The sequence below is a fragment of the Paenibacillus glycanilyticus genome (genome assembly GCF_023715145.1).
GTDB lineage: Bacteria > Bacillota > Bacilli > Paenibacillales > Paenibacillaceae > Pristimantibacillus > Pristimantibacillus glycanilyticus_A.
This window is the reverse complement of the sequence record NZ_JAMBNP010000001.1, coordinates 21,047-37,146: the sequence shown is the minus strand read 5'-3', so window position 1 is coordinate 37,146 and position 16,100 is coordinate 21,047. Positions and strand designations below refer to the sequence as shown.

The 16,100-nt window shown below is 40.5% G+C and carries 19 protein-coding genes; 6 read left to right on the top strand and 13 right to left on the bottom strand.

Going from position 1 to position 16,100, the window contains the following annotated elements; all coding sequences use genetic code 11:
• The first annotated feature begins 174 nt into the window (after positions 1-174).
• From M3194_RS00210 to M3194_RS00195, 4 genes are all read left to right on the top strand, one after another.
• On the top strand, positions 175-642 hold the full coding sequence (locus M3194_RS00210) for a MarR family winged helix-turn-helix transcriptional regulator (protein WP_251651001.1): 468 nt from the start codon (positions 175-177) through the stop codon (positions 640-642).
• Positions 643-665: 23 nt separating this feature from the next.
• Positions 666-1,721 carry an LLM class flavin-dependent oxidoreductase gene (locus M3194_RS00205; RefSeq protein WP_251650999.1) on the top strand — a complete coding sequence of 352 codons (1,056 nt, stop codon included), beginning with the start codon at positions 666-668 and terminating at the stop codon, positions 1,719-1,721.
• 82 nt (positions 1,722-1,803) lie between these two features.
• Complete coding sequence (locus M3194_RS00200) at positions 1,804-2,157, top strand: DoxX family protein (RefSeq protein ID WP_251650998.1); 354 nt, start codon at positions 1,804-1,806, stop codon at positions 2,155-2,157.
• A 100-nt stretch (positions 2,158-2,257) separates the two neighbouring features.
• A complete protein-coding gene (locus M3194_RS00195; protein WP_251650997.1) occupies positions 2,258-3,040 on the top strand; it encodes an SDR family NAD(P)-dependent oxidoreductase in 783 nt (260 codons plus the stop codon).
• Between the two features lie 657 nt (positions 3,041-3,697).
• Here M3194_RS00195 and M3194_RS00190 read toward each other — a convergent pair.
• The 4 genes from M3194_RS00190 to M3194_RS00175 all read right to left on the bottom strand — a co-directional run bounded on the left by M3194_RS00190 (position 3,698) and on the right by M3194_RS00175 (position 8,940).
• Positions 3,698-5,185, bottom strand: coding sequence for a TniQ family protein (locus tag M3194_RS00190; protein ID WP_251650996.1), 1,488 nt, complete (start codon positions 5,183-5,185; stop codon positions 3,698-3,700).
• 2 nt (positions 5,186-5,187) lie between these two features.
• The gene (locus M3194_RS00185) at positions 5,188-6,081 is read right to left on the bottom strand and encodes an AAA family ATPase (RefSeq protein WP_251650995.1); all 894 of its coding nucleotides are present in this window, start codon (positions 6,079-6,081) and stop codon (positions 5,188-5,190) included.
• Between the two features lie 101 nt (positions 6,082-6,182).
• Positions 6,183-8,111, bottom strand: coding sequence for a hypothetical protein (locus tag M3194_RS00180; protein ID WP_251650993.1), 1,929 nt, complete (start codon positions 8,109-8,111; stop codon positions 6,183-6,185).
• A gap of 172 nt (positions 8,112-8,283) precedes the next feature.
• Positions 8,284-8,940, bottom strand: coding sequence for a TnsA endonuclease N-terminal domain-containing protein (locus M3194_RS00175; protein ID WP_251650992.1), 657 nt, complete (start codon positions 8,938-8,940; stop codon positions 8,284-8,286).
• Positions 8,941-9,325: 385 nt separating this feature from the next.
• Between M3194_RS00175 and M3194_RS00170 the strand changes: the two genes are divergently transcribed.
• Positions 9,326-9,589, top strand: a complete 264-nt coding sequence (locus M3194_RS00170; protein ID WP_251650991.1) for a helix-turn-helix transcriptional regulator — start codon at positions 9,326-9,328, stop codon at positions 9,587-9,589.
• A 2-nt stretch (positions 9,590-9,591) separates the two neighbouring features.
• On the opposite strand, the gene M3194_RS00165 is transcribed toward M3194_RS00170, so the two are convergent.
• Positions 9,592-9,909, bottom strand: coding sequence for a Mu transposase C-terminal domain-containing protein (locus tag M3194_RS00165; RefSeq protein ID WP_251650989.1), 318 nt, complete (start codon positions 9,907-9,909; stop codon positions 9,592-9,594).
• 131 nt (positions 9,910-10,040) lie between these two features.
• Between M3194_RS00165 and M3194_RS00160 the strand changes: the two genes are divergently transcribed.
• The gene (locus M3194_RS00160; protein ID WP_251650988.1) at positions 10,041-10,388 is read left to right on the top strand and encodes a helix-turn-helix domain-containing protein; all 348 of its coding nucleotides are present in this window, start codon (positions 10,041-10,043) and stop codon (positions 10,386-10,388) included.
• A 379-nt stretch (positions 10,389-10,767) separates the two neighbouring features.
• Here the strand turns inward: M3194_RS00160 and M3194_RS31565 are convergent, their stop codons facing one another.
• From M3194_RS31565 to M3194_RS00125, 8 genes are all read right to left on the bottom strand, one after another.
• Positions 10,768-11,100 (bottom strand): DUF6572 domain-containing protein, encoded by a 333-nt coding sequence (locus tag M3194_RS31565; RefSeq protein ID WP_397334255.1) that lies wholly within the window; start codon positions 11,098-11,100, stop codon positions 10,768-10,770.
• Between the two features lie 224 nt (positions 11,101-11,324).
• The gene (locus M3194_RS00155) at positions 11,325-12,113 is read right to left on the bottom strand and encodes a hypothetical protein (RefSeq protein WP_251650987.1); all 789 of its coding nucleotides are present in this window, start codon (positions 12,111-12,113) and stop codon (positions 11,325-11,327) included.
• Positions 12,114-12,387: 274 nt separating this feature from the next.
• On the bottom strand, positions 12,388-13,722 hold the full coding sequence (locus M3194_RS00150) for a serine hydrolase domain-containing protein (RefSeq protein ID WP_251650985.1): 1,335 nt from the start codon (positions 13,720-13,722) through the stop codon (positions 12,388-12,390).
• 55 nt (positions 13,723-13,777) lie between these two features.
• Complete coding sequence (locus tag M3194_RS00145) at positions 13,778-13,918, bottom strand: hypothetical protein (protein ID WP_251650984.1); 141 nt, start codon at positions 13,916-13,918, stop codon at positions 13,778-13,780.
• A 55-nt stretch (positions 13,919-13,973) separates the two neighbouring features.
• On the bottom strand, positions 13,974-14,249 hold the full coding sequence (locus M3194_RS00140) for a hypothetical protein (RefSeq protein ID WP_251650982.1): 276 nt from the start codon (positions 14,247-14,249) through the stop codon (positions 13,974-13,976).
• A 186-nt stretch (positions 14,250-14,435) separates the two neighbouring features.
• On the bottom strand, positions 14,436-14,993 hold the full coding sequence (locus M3194_RS00135; RefSeq protein ID WP_251650981.1) for a DUF4367 domain-containing protein: 558 nt from the start codon (positions 14,991-14,993) through the stop codon (positions 14,436-14,438).
• Positions 14,994-15,158: 165 nt separating this feature from the next.
• On the bottom strand, positions 15,159-15,407 hold the full coding sequence (locus M3194_RS00130) for a CPCC family cysteine-rich protein (protein ID WP_251650980.1): 249 nt from the start codon (positions 15,405-15,407) through the stop codon (positions 15,159-15,161).
• An 82-nt stretch (positions 15,408-15,489) separates the two neighbouring features.
• Entirely contained in the window at positions 15,490-16,056 is a 567-nt protein-coding gene (locus tag M3194_RS00125) for a hypothetical protein (RefSeq protein ID WP_251650978.1), read from the bottom strand.
• Positions 16,057-16,100 lie beyond the last annotated feature (44 nt).

The following is a 16,100-nucleotide window of genomic DNA, read 5'->3' as shown; positions in this document are numbered from 1 at the left end:
ATTACAGGTTGACAGATTTTTATCCTAAGATTAGAATAACTAATATTAGGATATTGAATGGCCGTATTCATCCTAATAAAAATTTTTGTTACACCCGGGTTGGTGGAATACTATTGCAGATATGATACTTGCGGTCTTACGACCTAATTATCAGGCCAGATAGGGGGATGAAAATTGACACAACGCGATTCTCAAGGCAAGGAACTTGATTTAAAGCTAATACGCGTATTAAGAAATATGGTGAAAGAGCTGTATGCGAGCTTAGAACGTGATATTGACAATCATGGCCTCAGCGGAGAGACCTTTCAAATTTTGGAGCTTCTTTATAATAAAGGACCACAGCCAATCCAGAAGATAAGCGATACCTTCTCCATTCCAAGCGGAAGTATCACTTACGTGGTCGATAAGCTTGAGAAGAAGGGGCTTGTGGAAAGGCTTCCCATCCCGGGTGACAGGCGAAAAACAAATGTGACATTGACTGCTGAAGGGCGAAGTAACTTTGATGATATTTTCCCCAAGCATGCTCAATTAATTTCTGACAATTTATCTTTTGCAACGGATGAAGAGAAGCTCGAGCTTATTCGAGTGCTGAAGAACATCGGATATGGGATCAAGGATCGTGCAGGCAATACCAAATCATAATGATAATGCAGGAGGTTTTTAATATGGAAATTGGTGTAGATACATTCGTTGAAACAACTCCGGATATTAATACTGGAGAGACCATAAGTCATGGTCAGCGTTTGCGTGAGGTTATAGAAGAAATCGTTCTTGCTGACAAGGTTGGACTCGATGTGTTTGGGGTTGGCGAGCATCATCGCAAAGAGTTCGGGGACTCCGCTACTGCCGTCATATTGGCGGCGGCAGCGCCCATGACCAAAAGGATTCGCTTGACCAGCTCGGTTACCGTGCTGTCAGCTGCGGATCCGGTACGTTTGTTCCAGCAGTTCGCTACGCTTGACGGCATTTCGAATGGTCGTGCCGAGATTATCGCGGGCCGAGGTTCAATGGTCGATGCGTTCCCGTTGTTTGGCTATGATCTGAAGGATTACGATGAGCTTTTCGAGGAAAAGCTGGAGCTCTTATTACTATTAAGGGACTCGGAGAAGGTAACCTGGAGAGGAGGGTTCCGGCCAGCCTTTACGGATTTGGGTGTATACCCGCGTCCAGTTCAGGACCAGCTACCGGTATGGCTTGGCAGCGGAGGCAATCCGGATTCGGTTATTCGCGCAGGAGTGCTTGGCCTGCCATTAGTTCTGGCCATTATTGGAGGGAGCCCAATGCATTTTGCTCCGCTTGTACCGCTATATAAGAAAGCAGCTGCACGTGCAGGTCATGATGTATCGAAATTACCGGTTGCCGTGCATTCATTGGGATTTGTGGCGGAGAGTACCTCACTAGCGGTTGATAAATACTTCCCACCTACTCAAGCATCGTTTAACTATTTCGGTAAAGAGCGCGGTTGGGGGCAGTATACCCGTTCACAATTTGATGCATCACGCACTTTAGAGGGTGCATTGTACGTCGGTGATCCTGAAACAGTGGCCAATAAAATTATTCATATGCGCAAACAGCTGGGCTTCACTCGGTTTTTCCTGCACCTTCCGGTTGGTACCATGCCGCATGAGGATGTCATGAAAGCTATTGAATTATTGGGCAAAGAAGTTGCGCCGCGGGTACGGGAAGAGGTTGCAAAATGGGAAGCCAATAACGAAGGCTGATCTGCTGAGCGGGAAAACCATGAAAAATAAATAAAAGTGCCTAGGATAGGGTTAGTAAGCTAGAGACAAGGGAGAGAAAGTCATGCATATTTTATCCATTATACTTCAGGTTATATTGGGATTAGGATTCTTGATGTTTGGGTTTATGAAGTTCGGATCGAAACAGATGGTTGAAGGATTTAGTCATTATGGTTATCCGGGTTGGTTTAGAATATTTACAGGAATTATTGAAGTCATCTCAGGGATTTTGGTTATCGTTGGTATCTGGAATGTGACATTGGCTGCATGGGGCAGTTTGATTATTGTTCTTACGATGATCGGAGCTATTCTAACTCATATAAAAATTCACGACAGTGTAAAACAAATGATGATGCCGATATTATTGTTCATTTTTGGATTAGTCGTATTGCTGATTAATTTCGATAATCTGATTTAAGTTAAATGATTCGGATTTACTGCAAGCTTACCTGACCATTGAATGATTTGGCAGCACTTATGCAATATTAAATTACACGGACAAGCCGAGGAGGAACATCATGAACAGCGAAACTTCAAAGGGCATACTTGATAACAAGATCGTACTGATTACTGGCACAGGGGGCGGTATGGGACGCGTTGCTGCTCTGACCTTTGCGCGTGAAGGAGCAAAGGTTATCGGATGCGACATCAACTCCGATGCCAATAACGAAACGGTCGAACTCGTAAAGAACGCCGGCGGTGAGATGACGGGCATCGCGCCGATCAATCTGACTGACCCCGAACAAGCGAAGAAACTAGTTGAGGAAGCAGTTGCCGCTTACGGCGGACTCGATGTGCTTTATAATAATGCAGCCATGCAACGATTTGGTCCAATGCCCGATTTCTCTATTGATGACTGGCGGATTACTATCGCCGGCGAACTCGATATTCCATTCTTTATGTCCAAGTATGCATGGCCACATCTGGTCAATCGCGGTGGAGGCGTCATTATCAACATCGCGTCCGTGGCCGGGATGATCGCTGGCGAGACTCCGCCAATGGTCGCGCACTGTGCGGCAAAAGCCGGTGTCATCGGCATGACACGTCAGCTTGCTCTTGAAGGCGCACGTCATGGAATCCGTGCGGTGACAATCAGTTCCGGACCGGTTCTTACCCCGGCCAGTGACCGTGACCTTGGCAATAACCAGGCAGCCCGGGATGCGATAACAAGCAAGACCCTTCTCAAGCGTTTCGGTCAACCTGAGGAGATCGTAGAGCTCGCGGCTTTCCTAGCTTCAGACCGAGCTGCCTACATCACAGGTGTTAACTACGCTGTAGACGGTGGCGCTTCAGCCTGGTAAGCTTGATAGATGAATGAAGAAGAGGCTGACCTTGAATAAATAGGGTCAGCCTCTCGATATTTGAAAAGAATTGTAAGCGTTTGCATTTTGATAATAAAAAAAGAGCATATTGAAGCTGAAATAAGCTCCACAAAGCAAAATAATCCCGGATCCTAGAAATGAATTGAATAAAAAAATAAATGCGGATTTAGGAAAAGATTTGACTGGATTAAACGTTAAACCAGAAACTTGTGCAGCTGAAGCTTGGAATCACTTAAGATATATTAAGAAAAATTCTAAGCTAGAAATTATAAGGATCAGAATTGCATATAAACTCAAGTTGAAAACTACATGATCAGAAATAAACCCAGGTTGAAAACTACAGTGAGTCAATTCCAGAGTGTATAAAAATATAGAGACTTAAGAATTCAACGGAAATCAACTGTGATTCTGGTTTTCCATAAATACTTTTTCACAAAACCCGTATTTTATACATATGTCTATATAAACGAAAACCTTCAGGTATAACCTGACGGCATGTGTCGGATGATGTCGGAGGACAAGAAATACTATCGATAAAAGACAAGAAGTTATTCGGTTTTACTCTCTTCACTACATTACAACGATAAAAAGCTGCCGGTACTAACCGGCAGCTTTTTGGGGCATTGTCAGAGGCGCTTACGTCATTAGGTTTCTAACATACTTTTCGACATTTCGTTGTAGTTCTTTATTCTGTTCGTTGGGATTATCATAGATTTTCATAGCCACAGCTTGTGGAGAGTGCGATTTCATTTCACGTAATGCTTGAATTGATGCCTTTGTTAAAAACGGACATTCGTATCTAATGTTTTTTGTCGTTTCCGGCATGCAATAGCATTCAATCAAATTATTATCACTTGGCACTATACTATATTTGAATGCCATAAGTGGGAAACTGCTATCGACCATTTTGTCTATGTGCTGCCAACTAGGGACTTTGACGTCACTTACCCCCTTCCCAGCTTGATGAAGCCATTGCCTGAAAAAGTTAAAACAGAATTTAGCTGTAATTTTATCCATTATCCAATAAAGCTGAATTAATCGAGTATTATGCGTTCTGTATTCTCCACTAGTATGGGACCAGAATCTGCTTCTCAGGTATGATAATTTATCACTGATTATTTGAGTAGCGATACCATTTTTTTCATCTATGTCGTCTCCCCAAGGTATTGAATAAAAATTCTTTGATTTTAAAACGGTTGTTCTCCAAAATACGTATGCGTAAGCATATGGGCAAATTGGTGGAAAATCCTCGCCTTCAGCTTTTAACAAACACTGTAGAGCGTTAATACAGTGACGATGATTTTTTAACATCTTCTTTCTTATGAACCGTTCGACAGCTTTAAAAACCTCTTTATTTCGATGGTTAAATTCGAGTTGTAATCGTTTTGAATCCCCCCACTGCTCGCTCTCTTTATTTTCCACAGAGCGCACAAATGCTCTATGTTGACATTCCTCAGCTATTAGATTGATTGTCATGTGCTGAAGCATGAAGAGCCACTGTGACTGGGAGTTTGTTCGTGCTGCACGTGACACCAAAGCTTTCACTGTTGAATCCTGAATGTCACCGACCGGTTCACCCCATACAACCTTCCATTCAGAGCAGATTGAACTTGATAATGAATAGCCGCAGACACACGTAAATGGATAGCTAAGTCCCTTATCACTAAGGAGAAAGGGAATATGTCCACCACACTTCGGACAACAATCATGTAGTACTGTCCCGTGAAAAGGGCAGTTTTTTATCAAAATAAATTGATGAAACCAACTGTGGTATCCTTTGGATAAACAAGCTGGACACCAATGAAGAACCTTAGGGAACCATTGATCTAGTGGTTCATGGAAATTTTTAAAAGGTTCGATCAGAGAATTGATTGATTGTTGGCAATTCCCGATTAAATCAAAATTCAACACATTGTTTAGCAAATCCGTGTTAAAACCGCTTAATTGTATTAACTCCCTTCTGCTATCACCGATATTAGGATTTTTGATTTTTTTTACGTCATTCCCCCCAAAGAAACGAAGAATATCATTTCTTTCAACGCGATTGGAAAATGCCAACTTTTCGAAAATGGACCAAGGCGTTTCATACGCCTTGATCCATTCCTTTCTCCAAACATAGTTCATTTTCAGCCTCCTTGTGCCACGGCCATATATACTTCTGATTCGATGTATCCAGAGGAACGAATTGCTTCTAACCATTGGTTTTTACTTATCCAATCACATTGGTCACCATGTACTCCATTCTTCTTTAGTGCATTCTCGACCGTAAAGGCAAAATACTCCATCGGAATCTCGAAACTGGTTGATAAGCCGTACTCCTTTCTAACATCCGTGAAGATCTCATACAGGGCTTTGGCTTCCTTTGCAAGCCGTTCGCCTCGTTGAAAGGCATCTGGGAAGAAATAGTCGGTATAGCTACATCCGCTTTTCTCGGGATATTCTGAAATCTCCGGAGAGTCGTAGCACGTAAGCGCCAGTTTTATATCATCCATAGATCGGATTCCATAAAACCGATGTTCATGTGTCATAAACCTCCCAATAATTTGTGATTTCTTATTCTCCAAGAAAAAGGTCCTTCTCGCCAGAAGTTCCTCCTGTCCAACTGATATTACGGACATACTCACCTTCTCTCTATCTAACTCATTGTAAATGTCCATCAGCCAATTGTACTGGAGCTCAGTTAAGCGATGAGCTTCTTCCATCACTAAGATTATTCTTCGTTGCTTAGACTTCTCTGCTTTCTCTAACATTAGATTTACGATTTGACGGCGCATTTCAGCAGGTTTACGCTTCGCAGGAAACGGAAACTTAAAGTCATTAAGCATATCCAGGAAGAATTTCTCCTCACTAGGCACACGATAGGCATTACAATTAGCCACCAATATAGGTAATGGTGCTCCCACTTGGGTTGGCAAGTTTGCAATGGCGAATTTGACAGCTGATGTTTTCCCCAACCGCGGTCTGCCATAAATGATCATTCCAGGTAAGCGATTGTTTACGATCCGGCTCATAGCATCCATGAGCCGGAGTACCTCCTTGGTCGGGATCAAATAGTGGCCTTGTTCAACTGGGTGAGTACCGATTTGCAGCATAGGTCTCTGCATATAAGTCTTCGCCTCCATTAAATTGATTTAGTTTTAAATTTACCAAGCATATTCTCATATCTTGCTATCTCCATCTCTGCTTGTTCTTGGTTGGATAGCTCACGAGCTTTGTCTAACGCTTCATTTCTTTTCTCTGCGACCTCCAAAGCTTCTGTTTGTCCTTGTGGCTCGTTAACTCTTTTTCGCTTGTCATTTACTACTTCATTAACATGCGTAATTTTATTTGCTGCACCACGTTTTTTCTCAGCAGCTTTTGTGATCAAATAATTCGTATAAGCAAACACCGGGTCATCCCAGGTTGTGTAGTGAATCAATTTACGTAAAACTAATTGGTTGATGGCTTTCCTCATATGAAGTGTATGAGGGGTAAGAGCCCATTTTCCCGCTGCTGTTAAATAGCCAAACTCGCTTCCGTCTGGGAGAAATGCCTTTAGAGTACGCAGATCATCAACATTTACGTGCAATGTCAATTCAGCATTGATCAAATGGCTTGAGTTAGAGAGCTTGTCACTCCGATACTCGACACCTTCATACTGCACATAAGGTCGTTTCCCAGATTGTAAAGAGCCGCGAACGACTCTAGTTATGGTTGTTTGCAGAAAGAGCACCTCCGACCGTTTATCTTCACTTAGAAGTCGAGGCAACAATCCGTTTGCCATTCGTTTACCCAATAGCTCGAGTGGAGTTTGGTGATAAATACCACCATGAGGCGTACCGTTGTAATTTGATATCATTACATCAATAAGCTCCTTCAAATGGTCGTACGTGATCTCCCACTTTAGTGCGTTCTCCTGAGGGCTAGTGCGACGAGGATCATCTGGAGAACTACCGGTCGTATTAGGTAATCTGTGGAAACCAGCTTCTTCGAGCGTTTTGAAGAAACGTTCAATTATCCCCCTACGCATAGGTAGATCAACTGGTCCCATATTAATCGAGCAGCCAATCAAGCAGTGTAATCGGTCCTGTACCAAATTAGCGAGATGTGCTTTGGCATTATCAAAACAAATCACATCCCATATCGCCCACTCAATATCAGGAAATACATCTGATGGAAATCCGCCTACAGAATCGTAGGACAAACCACTAATTGTTAGCGTCTTTTTTTGACGTGGCAAAACAGCGTTGCGAATACATTGCATGACATCACTCGCGTTATATTCTTTCATTAGACTTATCGAGTAACCGAGAACAGCTCGCGTTGCAACGTCAATAAGACAAAGTATCCAGAAACGATCAAGTAGACGTGTAATTTCATCTCCATCTGGGGTCGTTAGCTTAACGGCAAACATTCCGTCGATACGATGTGCATCGAACTGTACCTTTTGGTAAGGGGTTAAGGTTGAAGGGTGATTTTGTTCCCCAACACCAGTATGTTTTGCACGTTGTTCCGCATCATGTCCTTCACGAGATGAACTACTTACAAAGTGATCATATGCTAAGCGTCTCAGATATCTTTGAAGTGCCTTACTGCCCATATGTCTTGTATTAAAGGGATAATCCGACAAAGGGATTCCCTTCTTCCTGCATTCATCGATGAATCTTTTATGTATATGTTTAGGCTTCATAATAGGCTCGAGTGCTCTCCTATTTCTGCCCAAATAGAGGTCATCGATCAAGTCTTTGATATCTGGGTGTTTATCCAAAAGCTGTATGAACTCACCGCTTTTACGAGATTCATTTCGTTCCTCATGAAATGGATTTAGTCGATAAACCTTGACATGTTTATTTGGGATTAACGCCCGAAAGCCCCAAACGACGCCGCTTTCATCAGGACTTATGCACCGTCTCACCATGCGCCGCAAATTTTGCTCACCGACACCAGTCACATCTTTAATCTCATTGAAGGACATTCGCTTCTGGTAGAGCATTAAAATGGCGTCCCTTCGACGATGGTAAACTTCTTTATCCTTTTCATTTAGATTTGTTTCATCAACAGTTGGCCACAACTCAGGGTTAATTTGCTCTGGCAGTAACCCTTCTTGCTCGGTAATCCTTAGTCTAGTCAGTTTTCTTGCCTCCTATGGTGCGACTTATATTAGATAGGAAACTATTTGACCGGAGTACTCGTCTGTTATAGTTGCCATCCAAAACCGGTAAAAATTTAACGTATTATCTTTGTTATAATTTCCACACCTCCATTTCATTTCCCCATATTTTTGTGCAGATGTCAGCTCCGATTCTCCCCTCGTAAAACAACCAGTGACATGTTGTCTGCAGTTCCTGAACATTCACTGTCGACATCAATTCTTTCCATATCTCCCCTAGTGTTTGCTTGGATTCTGATATGTGATCTAGAATTTCTGCCCATGATGCTGGCTTAGGTAAGTTAGTTACCGACATGACAATTTTAGTTAGATTTTCAATATAGAATCTGCTTATGCGAATCGTTTTCTCTGTTCGTACTTCGTACAGGTATCCCTTCTGTTCGCACCATATCCTTTGTGCTTCAATCTGTCTTCTGGTACGCTCATAGTTCTTGTGGGATGGCTGTAATTCGCATTCGTACTTCACTTCAACATATAGCTCTGTTCCATCGGAATGTCTAATGTACATGTCCAGTATTGAAGTGTGCACTTTACCGTTGAAGACATAACTGATCTCTTTCTCTTGTTCACAGTATGTTTCAACGTTAAAATTGGCCTCAACAGTTAGCCAATGATCATATTCTAAATCGCTGTATAAAATCACCTCCCTTCTGCCGACCTTGAGTCCTTTTGAATTCCAATAATTGTTGCCATAACGAGAACTGCGTGGCATCACAATGGGCTTGTCCATTCAGTCTCACCTCCTTTCAAGTCGTTTCCATGATATGTATAACCAAAATGTTGGTAATGAATACAAAAAACAAAAATTTTCTTAATTTAAGTGTAATATGAATTTTGTTACACTCTGCCAGAGCTAACAAAAAATCAATTTTTTTTGATTCCTGGAGAGTTTTATTGCAATTCAAAGCTACAAATCCTATCGATAAGCTATGATAAGATTCTATTAAGTCACGGTGGTATATTAATTAAATTATTAATATATATATGAGAATGAGCTGAACTTTCAATTGAATATTCAATCCCCCACTTCCACTTTGCTTGTGATAGAGTTCTAGAATTCGAATACGTTGGGAATACTAGTAGAAATAAATAGATTCTAAGAGGAGAACTTCGAGATGAATAAAAAAGCGGTTTTTGACCATGTTGATTGGAGAAATGAAGCAAGGTTATATACCGAAATAGGGAGGCGTATTAGGGAAGCGCGGAGAAGAAAAGGATTTACCCAGGAGGACTTGAGTGATCGAGTAAGTCTTTCTAGACCATCGATTTCATTTGTAGAAAACGGTCAGCAAAATATTTCACTACATGCAATTTATGAAATCTGTTTTGTACTTGATGTTTCTATTCATAAAATTCTGCCAAACAATATGAAAGAATAGACTTAAGTTTCTATCCCTCCTTTTGCTCGACTAAGCTGCTCTTTCAATGCTCTAATTGCACTTTGATATTGAAGAGTTTGATCATCTACTAACGGAGCTTGAACAGTTGTAGCAATTTCAATTGCTTGAATTTCAAACAATAATATGTCAGTAGGATTTTGAGGATCGTGCAAAATGATAACCTTCCACTCACCTTTTGTGGCATGCTCGAACCACTTTTGTTTGATCATATTTGAACAAGTGTAGACCAGACCATTAAATAGTACCCCTCTGTTGGACACAGTCGCCAAACCCAATTCATATTTCTGTTGACTATCCATTTTTATCACCTCATCAATCATTTTGATCAGAAACACAAAAAATAATACCTACAGGTCTCAAAATATGAAAATGAGACCTGTATGTGCATGTTGCCACATTAAGCCTTTGAGTACTCTATATTTGAGGTGTAATGATGGATAATAATGTGCTAGTAATCATCGGTCAGAGGATAAGAGATCTTCGAAAACAACGCGGGTTATCTCAGGAACAACTAGGTGAGATGGCCGGCGTACACTTTTCATATATTGGTAAAATTGAACGAGCAGAGAAAAATGTTACGATCGTTAATCTAGAAAAAATAGCAGCAGCGCTCGATGTTTCGTTTTTTGATTTATTTCTATTTGGTAAGTTCGTTAGACCCGATCAAACAGAGAAGGATAAAATCCTGAATCAATTATTTCAAAGTCTTGCGCTTATGAAAGTCAAGGATCTGCGTAAGCTAAATATTTTAATTCATAGTTGGTTTCAAGAACAATGATACACCATCACCGCTTTTAGAATGATGGTGTATCTTTTATTTCACGACCAAATACTCCCCTCCCTTTCAAATTGTATGTTTACGGAGTTTAGACAGATCCAGTTTCATTGTTTTAATAAGGTTCGATACTCAGTCTTCTCATCTCTCCACAGCCCTTGATTTCTAGTGACTAAAAATTTACAACAGAGAACAAAAAAGGGGAAGGCCTTAAGACTTGCGTTGCTTGAATTGTCCTTGCTCTTGGTTAGTGGTTGGTAACACTGAGATAATTGTCTAGAATGCACGCTCGATAAACCCTAAAGTTCCTCGTTAGTGTAAACCCGAAATTACTCAACCGCCCGAGAGATGAAGGCCCTAATACTTAACTGCAGGACCTGAATCAACCGACATTATTACGCAACCAGACTAGCTTAATTTCATACTCTGTCAACAAATAGTCTTGCAAATTTTTCATTAGATCCATACAGATCTCAGGAATCGTATATTCAGCGCTTATCGTTATTTCGATTGGACGGTTGGAATACTTAGGATACTGTTGGTCCATTTCTCCGCTCTCCACAAAATCCAGATAACGATACACTTTCCCCTGGATCAAACTCATATGAGTTTCAACATCCGACCAGTCCAAATCATCGACTATTGTAAGTCTTGTTGTGTTCGAGGACGACTGTATGGATATGAAATCAATTATATCTAAATTGGTAATAGCCAAGAATCTTTCATCCTTTCATACCGTAAAATCCTCACTTCTCTTTCGGTAAGGGGATATATCCTTTCCTTACCGAAGTGTTGTGCTATCGTCTCCCGATAGTTCAACGCGCGTAAGTTCAAAACGTATTGTAGAGGGCATCTGAACCTTAGTTGCGAAAGCGAAGCTGCTAAGCGCTACTCTAAGCCGATTAAGTAACAATCATTACTGGGCTGGCTATAGTTAAATCACAAATACGGAGGTTTCGGTCGAGTGCTTCTTTTGAGCTCCATGCTCCCTCTACTGACCTCATAAACCATCTGATATTGACCATTCTCTTCACCTTTACGCCAACGTTCGGTGAATACCACATTATAAGTATCCTTTCGAGAGGATTTCTCAACTTTCGTTTCCCTCTCAATGTAATAGTTTTCAATTTTCAGCTTAACTTTTCCCTCTTCCTTAGGGAAAACGTCAATAGATGTGCCTTTACCGGCTGTGGCAAAATGTAAAGCATCATCTGCCGAAAATGGGGGCATCGGAGGCGACGGAGGCGATATCGCATTGATAGTACCCGCAATAAGCACTAAAGAAAAAATAGGCAAGGCGAAGAAAATTAATCCTGTCTTTAATCTAAGACTTAGGATGTAACGAACGATGAGTAAATCTAAACTGAAGAAAAGGAACGACGCGACTCCCCCAATGAGGCTTAATTGTGGAGAATGAATCAGAAGGCCAAAACAATGACCAAAAGTGACATGGAGTAAACCGGATACTAATACCGCAACCAGACCTTTTACCTTTAACCTCACAGCTATTGCTTCAAGGATTGAAGAAACTAGGACTCCATAAATAAAGATGACGGGACTTGCGTACAAAGCAATCACTTGAACCGAAAGCAAATAATCTGCTGCGTTCCAGTTGGCTCCTCTAAAAACTATGTTAGGAAAGGACAACCAAAGGGAAATTGCCCAAGAAGTAAAATAAGCGGCTACTAGTTTGCGAACAAGCATCTGAGTTACGTCTGCCTGAGTCAAAATAATCCCCCCACGAGTTACTCCTACAGTTTCTTCGAGTGTATCAGGAAGTTCATGTGAGAAGCAGTACTAAGTTTCGTAGGACCCGCAGTAAACGGCGGTGGAATCCATAGAATATGTGTGGGGGAAACTAAATGGACATATTAGAACTAAACTACATTAGTATATCATGCAAGGATTAATGACAAATTGCAGCTGATTAGCTACCCTTTTCTTATTCAACTAAAGTTATCCGTTAGCTTAATCCGTCAACCAAATTAATAGTCTGAACTACTCAATCGGGCAATAAATTTATTACTTTTTCAAACAAATTGAATTCTCCTTTGCTCACTCTGCCAAACTCATCATGAAAAAACGTAAGTTCCCCAGCTGCTCCTACAGTTCTGAAAAGGCTCGTCCTGTCATTTCCCAATTGTTTAATGGGTTTAAGTTCGTATTTATACCATGGTTCATACGATATATATAAATTTCCACCCTCTACGGTAATCACTGGATTGAATTTTTTATTGCTTGTTGAGTATCTACCCGAATAAATAGGATATAACGTATAATCCACTGAAATGAATTGAGGTTTCTGTACTATAGGAACATACTCTCCTAGTACAATACGTGCCAAATCATTTAAGATAACTGCCGGTTGCGAGGGATGGACATTGCTCATGACAACGATCATCAAATCATCATTTATAAATCTCTGATACTCGCACATAAAACCATCAATTCCTCCGCTAAGCCCAATCATCTTATGTGTCTGGAGTGAATTTTTAAATAAGACATTATTTGAGATGTTCAACCCATATCCGTAGCTGGTAGTACCATTAACGAGTACATGTGGTGTCATCATGGATTTTCGCGATGATTCAGACAGAATTGCACCTGAATAAAAAGCTTTATCCCACAGAAATAGATCTTCAACCGTAGAATAAAGCCCGCCAGCACCAGTCATAATGGACATATCAATAAAGTCAGCATGTACATAATCCCCCCAAACTTTATAACCGGAGGCACGATGAGGCAGCACAGTATCGTAACAGTCATTTCCCGTATTATGCATTTCTAATGGTTTAAAAATGGAGTTATCAAGAAAGTCGCTAAAGTTTGCTTCACTTATGAGTTCTACAATTCGTGCAAGCAAAATGTATCCCGAATTGCTGTAAAAAAATCTATCCCCCGGATCAAAATCGAGTGGTAATGTTTTAAACTGAGTTAGAGTCGATTCAGGCGGAGAAAACAAACGTGAAATTGATCTGTATTCTATAAAGTTGGTGAAATTAGGTATGCCTGAAGTGTGTGTAAGCAGATGATGTATCGTAATTTTGTCACCGTTTGGATAGTCACTAATAAACCTGTTTAGCTTATCATTGACAGATAATTTCCCTTGTTCTTGAAGCAACAAGATCCCTGCTGCCGTGAATAGCTTGCTGATTGATCCGATTCGAAATTTTGTCTCAGAATGATTCAGAGCCAGATGTTCACGATTTGCGAATCCCCATCCTTTACTGAGTAAACATCTACCTGATTGCGATACAAGAACAGTTCCGTTAAATCCATCTACACCTACTTGTCCTTCGATGTAGGCTTCTAATTTATCAACCATCTGCTGATCCATCCGTCAAGCTACTCCTTCCACACATATGATGTTTCTCTAGTAATCATCCAGCACATCAATCCGTAGAGGCATATGCCATCAGTACAGTTCTATCCAGTTGTTCAATTATCCTGCCCGTTAACGTAATAAAGCTGCCGATCAGCGCCGGCAGCTTCTTCCTGTTCCATTGTTCAACTATCGTCTCCCGTCCATTCATGCATCTGACATTTGCACCACAGAGCATCAAAGATAATCCGTTCTTTCATGGTAGTTTAATTTTTTGTCATCCGACCAAAGGAAATTTTATTGGGTAGATCAGTGCTTTTTGATTGTTCGTAAACTTCTATAATGTCTGGTACATTCTCCTTAGTAAGAATCAGTCCACTTATTACATTACTGGTAACAACTAATTCATCCTGGGTGAATGTTTGAAGTTCTGGAATTAAACTTTGGATCCTTCTTTCGAATACCTTTGATAATGCATCGCTTACCATTTTCATTTCCTTTTCAGTAAGCTTTTCACACAGATTTATAATTGTATTTATCATTTGTTCATACCTCTCCGGCTCCACTTTGATCCGATTATTATAATCCTACCATACATACTTTGAACTATAGGTTTTGGTTGCAACAAATCCCCATTAATGTAATGAAGTAGCCGTTCGAAACCGGCTGCTTCATCTTCGTCGTTTATTGAACTATTGTTCGCCGGTAGTTGAATACGTGGACCCTTGTTATTTTACCGATTGAGCTATCTTTAGCATATTCTTTTCGGGTAAATAACTTAACATCTCAATATAGGTACCATCCTGCACCCATCTTAAGTATCCGCCTGGTGTTTTATCTGCCCATGGAGTAAACCGAGCTTCAATACCACTAATATCTAATCTTTCACCACTTGTATCAAATTTGAATTCTTCTTCGACAATCGTCCTTGAACTTTTGTTTGTACGAGCATCAATATTTATTACTTCTTTTTTCATTATGTATCCGACAGCATTGTGCTGCTCTAATCCAAACATAAAGTTTTCTTCCTTATCAAAGTAGTTTAATATGATTCTTTGAATTGGCTTAGTGGTGTCAAGCGGATAGGGATATTTAAGCTCTACCGTCCATTCGTTAGGGATGCTTTTAGGTACAAGTAATTTAAATGCAGCATTATTCTTGACTTTGTCTTGTGTTGTTGCGTCCAACTTATGGTACGTTAACGCTTGAGAAGGCCTTACTTCTGCTTGAACCCCCGTGCTAGAAAAGAACATCATTGCAATAAAAGATACTAAAAATCTTCTCATGTTATCCCACCTAATGTTAATTAGGTGTATTATTCCCAATCATACCGCTTTAACAACCCCAAAATAATCAATTCTGCCCGTTAGATGAGAAAACGGCAGCTCATCATGTATGAGCTGCCGTAGTGTCTTTCTTGAGCTAATGTTCCCAGTTAGCGTAACGACTTGTTAATTCTCGGGGAACGGTTTCCAATTCTCATCTTGTTCGTCGTTAGCGGTTGGCTTACGATTAACACGTCCCAGTAAATAGGATTTTTGATATTGTCTTAATGATTCGATATTCGCACCACCTTCATAATCGGGGTCGTTATATTGAACACCATCATCCTCCCAAAAACAAATATCACAAATATCATAGGTGCCTGGTGGTTCATAGTCCAAAGTCTTATAACCACAACAGGGACATGCATACTTCATATTAATTCTCCTCTTAGAAAACCGTTTCGCACTTTGATGTGTCAGACAAACTGCTCCTGTATGGCTGAACTAACGTCTCCCGTTAGCTCAATAAATTTTTCAACATCTCAAATTCTTGATCAAGGTTACTATGCCAATATTCATTCCATTCTTCTTTGTTTAATTGCTGAATAGGAAACGCACATTTCTGTTTGACGTAAAACTTTAATTTCAAGTAACCACTTAGAGGAAAATCAGCAGCAAGCCAATTTGCCTTATATCCAACAATTCCATATTTGCAAAGCATATTTTCGAGAGAAACAACCAATAGGTTTATGAAATCATTCAATGCACATACTTGATCAAAAACAACCTTACCCTCTTCGCCAATTTTACCATCCTTATAAAGCCATACTTTTATACCTAGGTTAGTGTCACTCTGCCTGGTGAGAATCCACTTATGTATCGCTGGTTCCGAATCCCACTCAAATACAGATTGTTTCTTAACTTCATCTTCTGGTACACATTCAGGCAGAAGAGACATAACGCCATTCATTAGATCAATTAGTGGTTCAGAAAGATAGCTGGGATTAATAAAAAGTCGTTGACTATTAATTTCCAGCTGTACACTTGCCCAGCCGACAGATTCTAAATCGTAAGAGAATAGCATCAAACTGTCCTCCGTTCTGATAAATATTTATTTCACTAACGTTC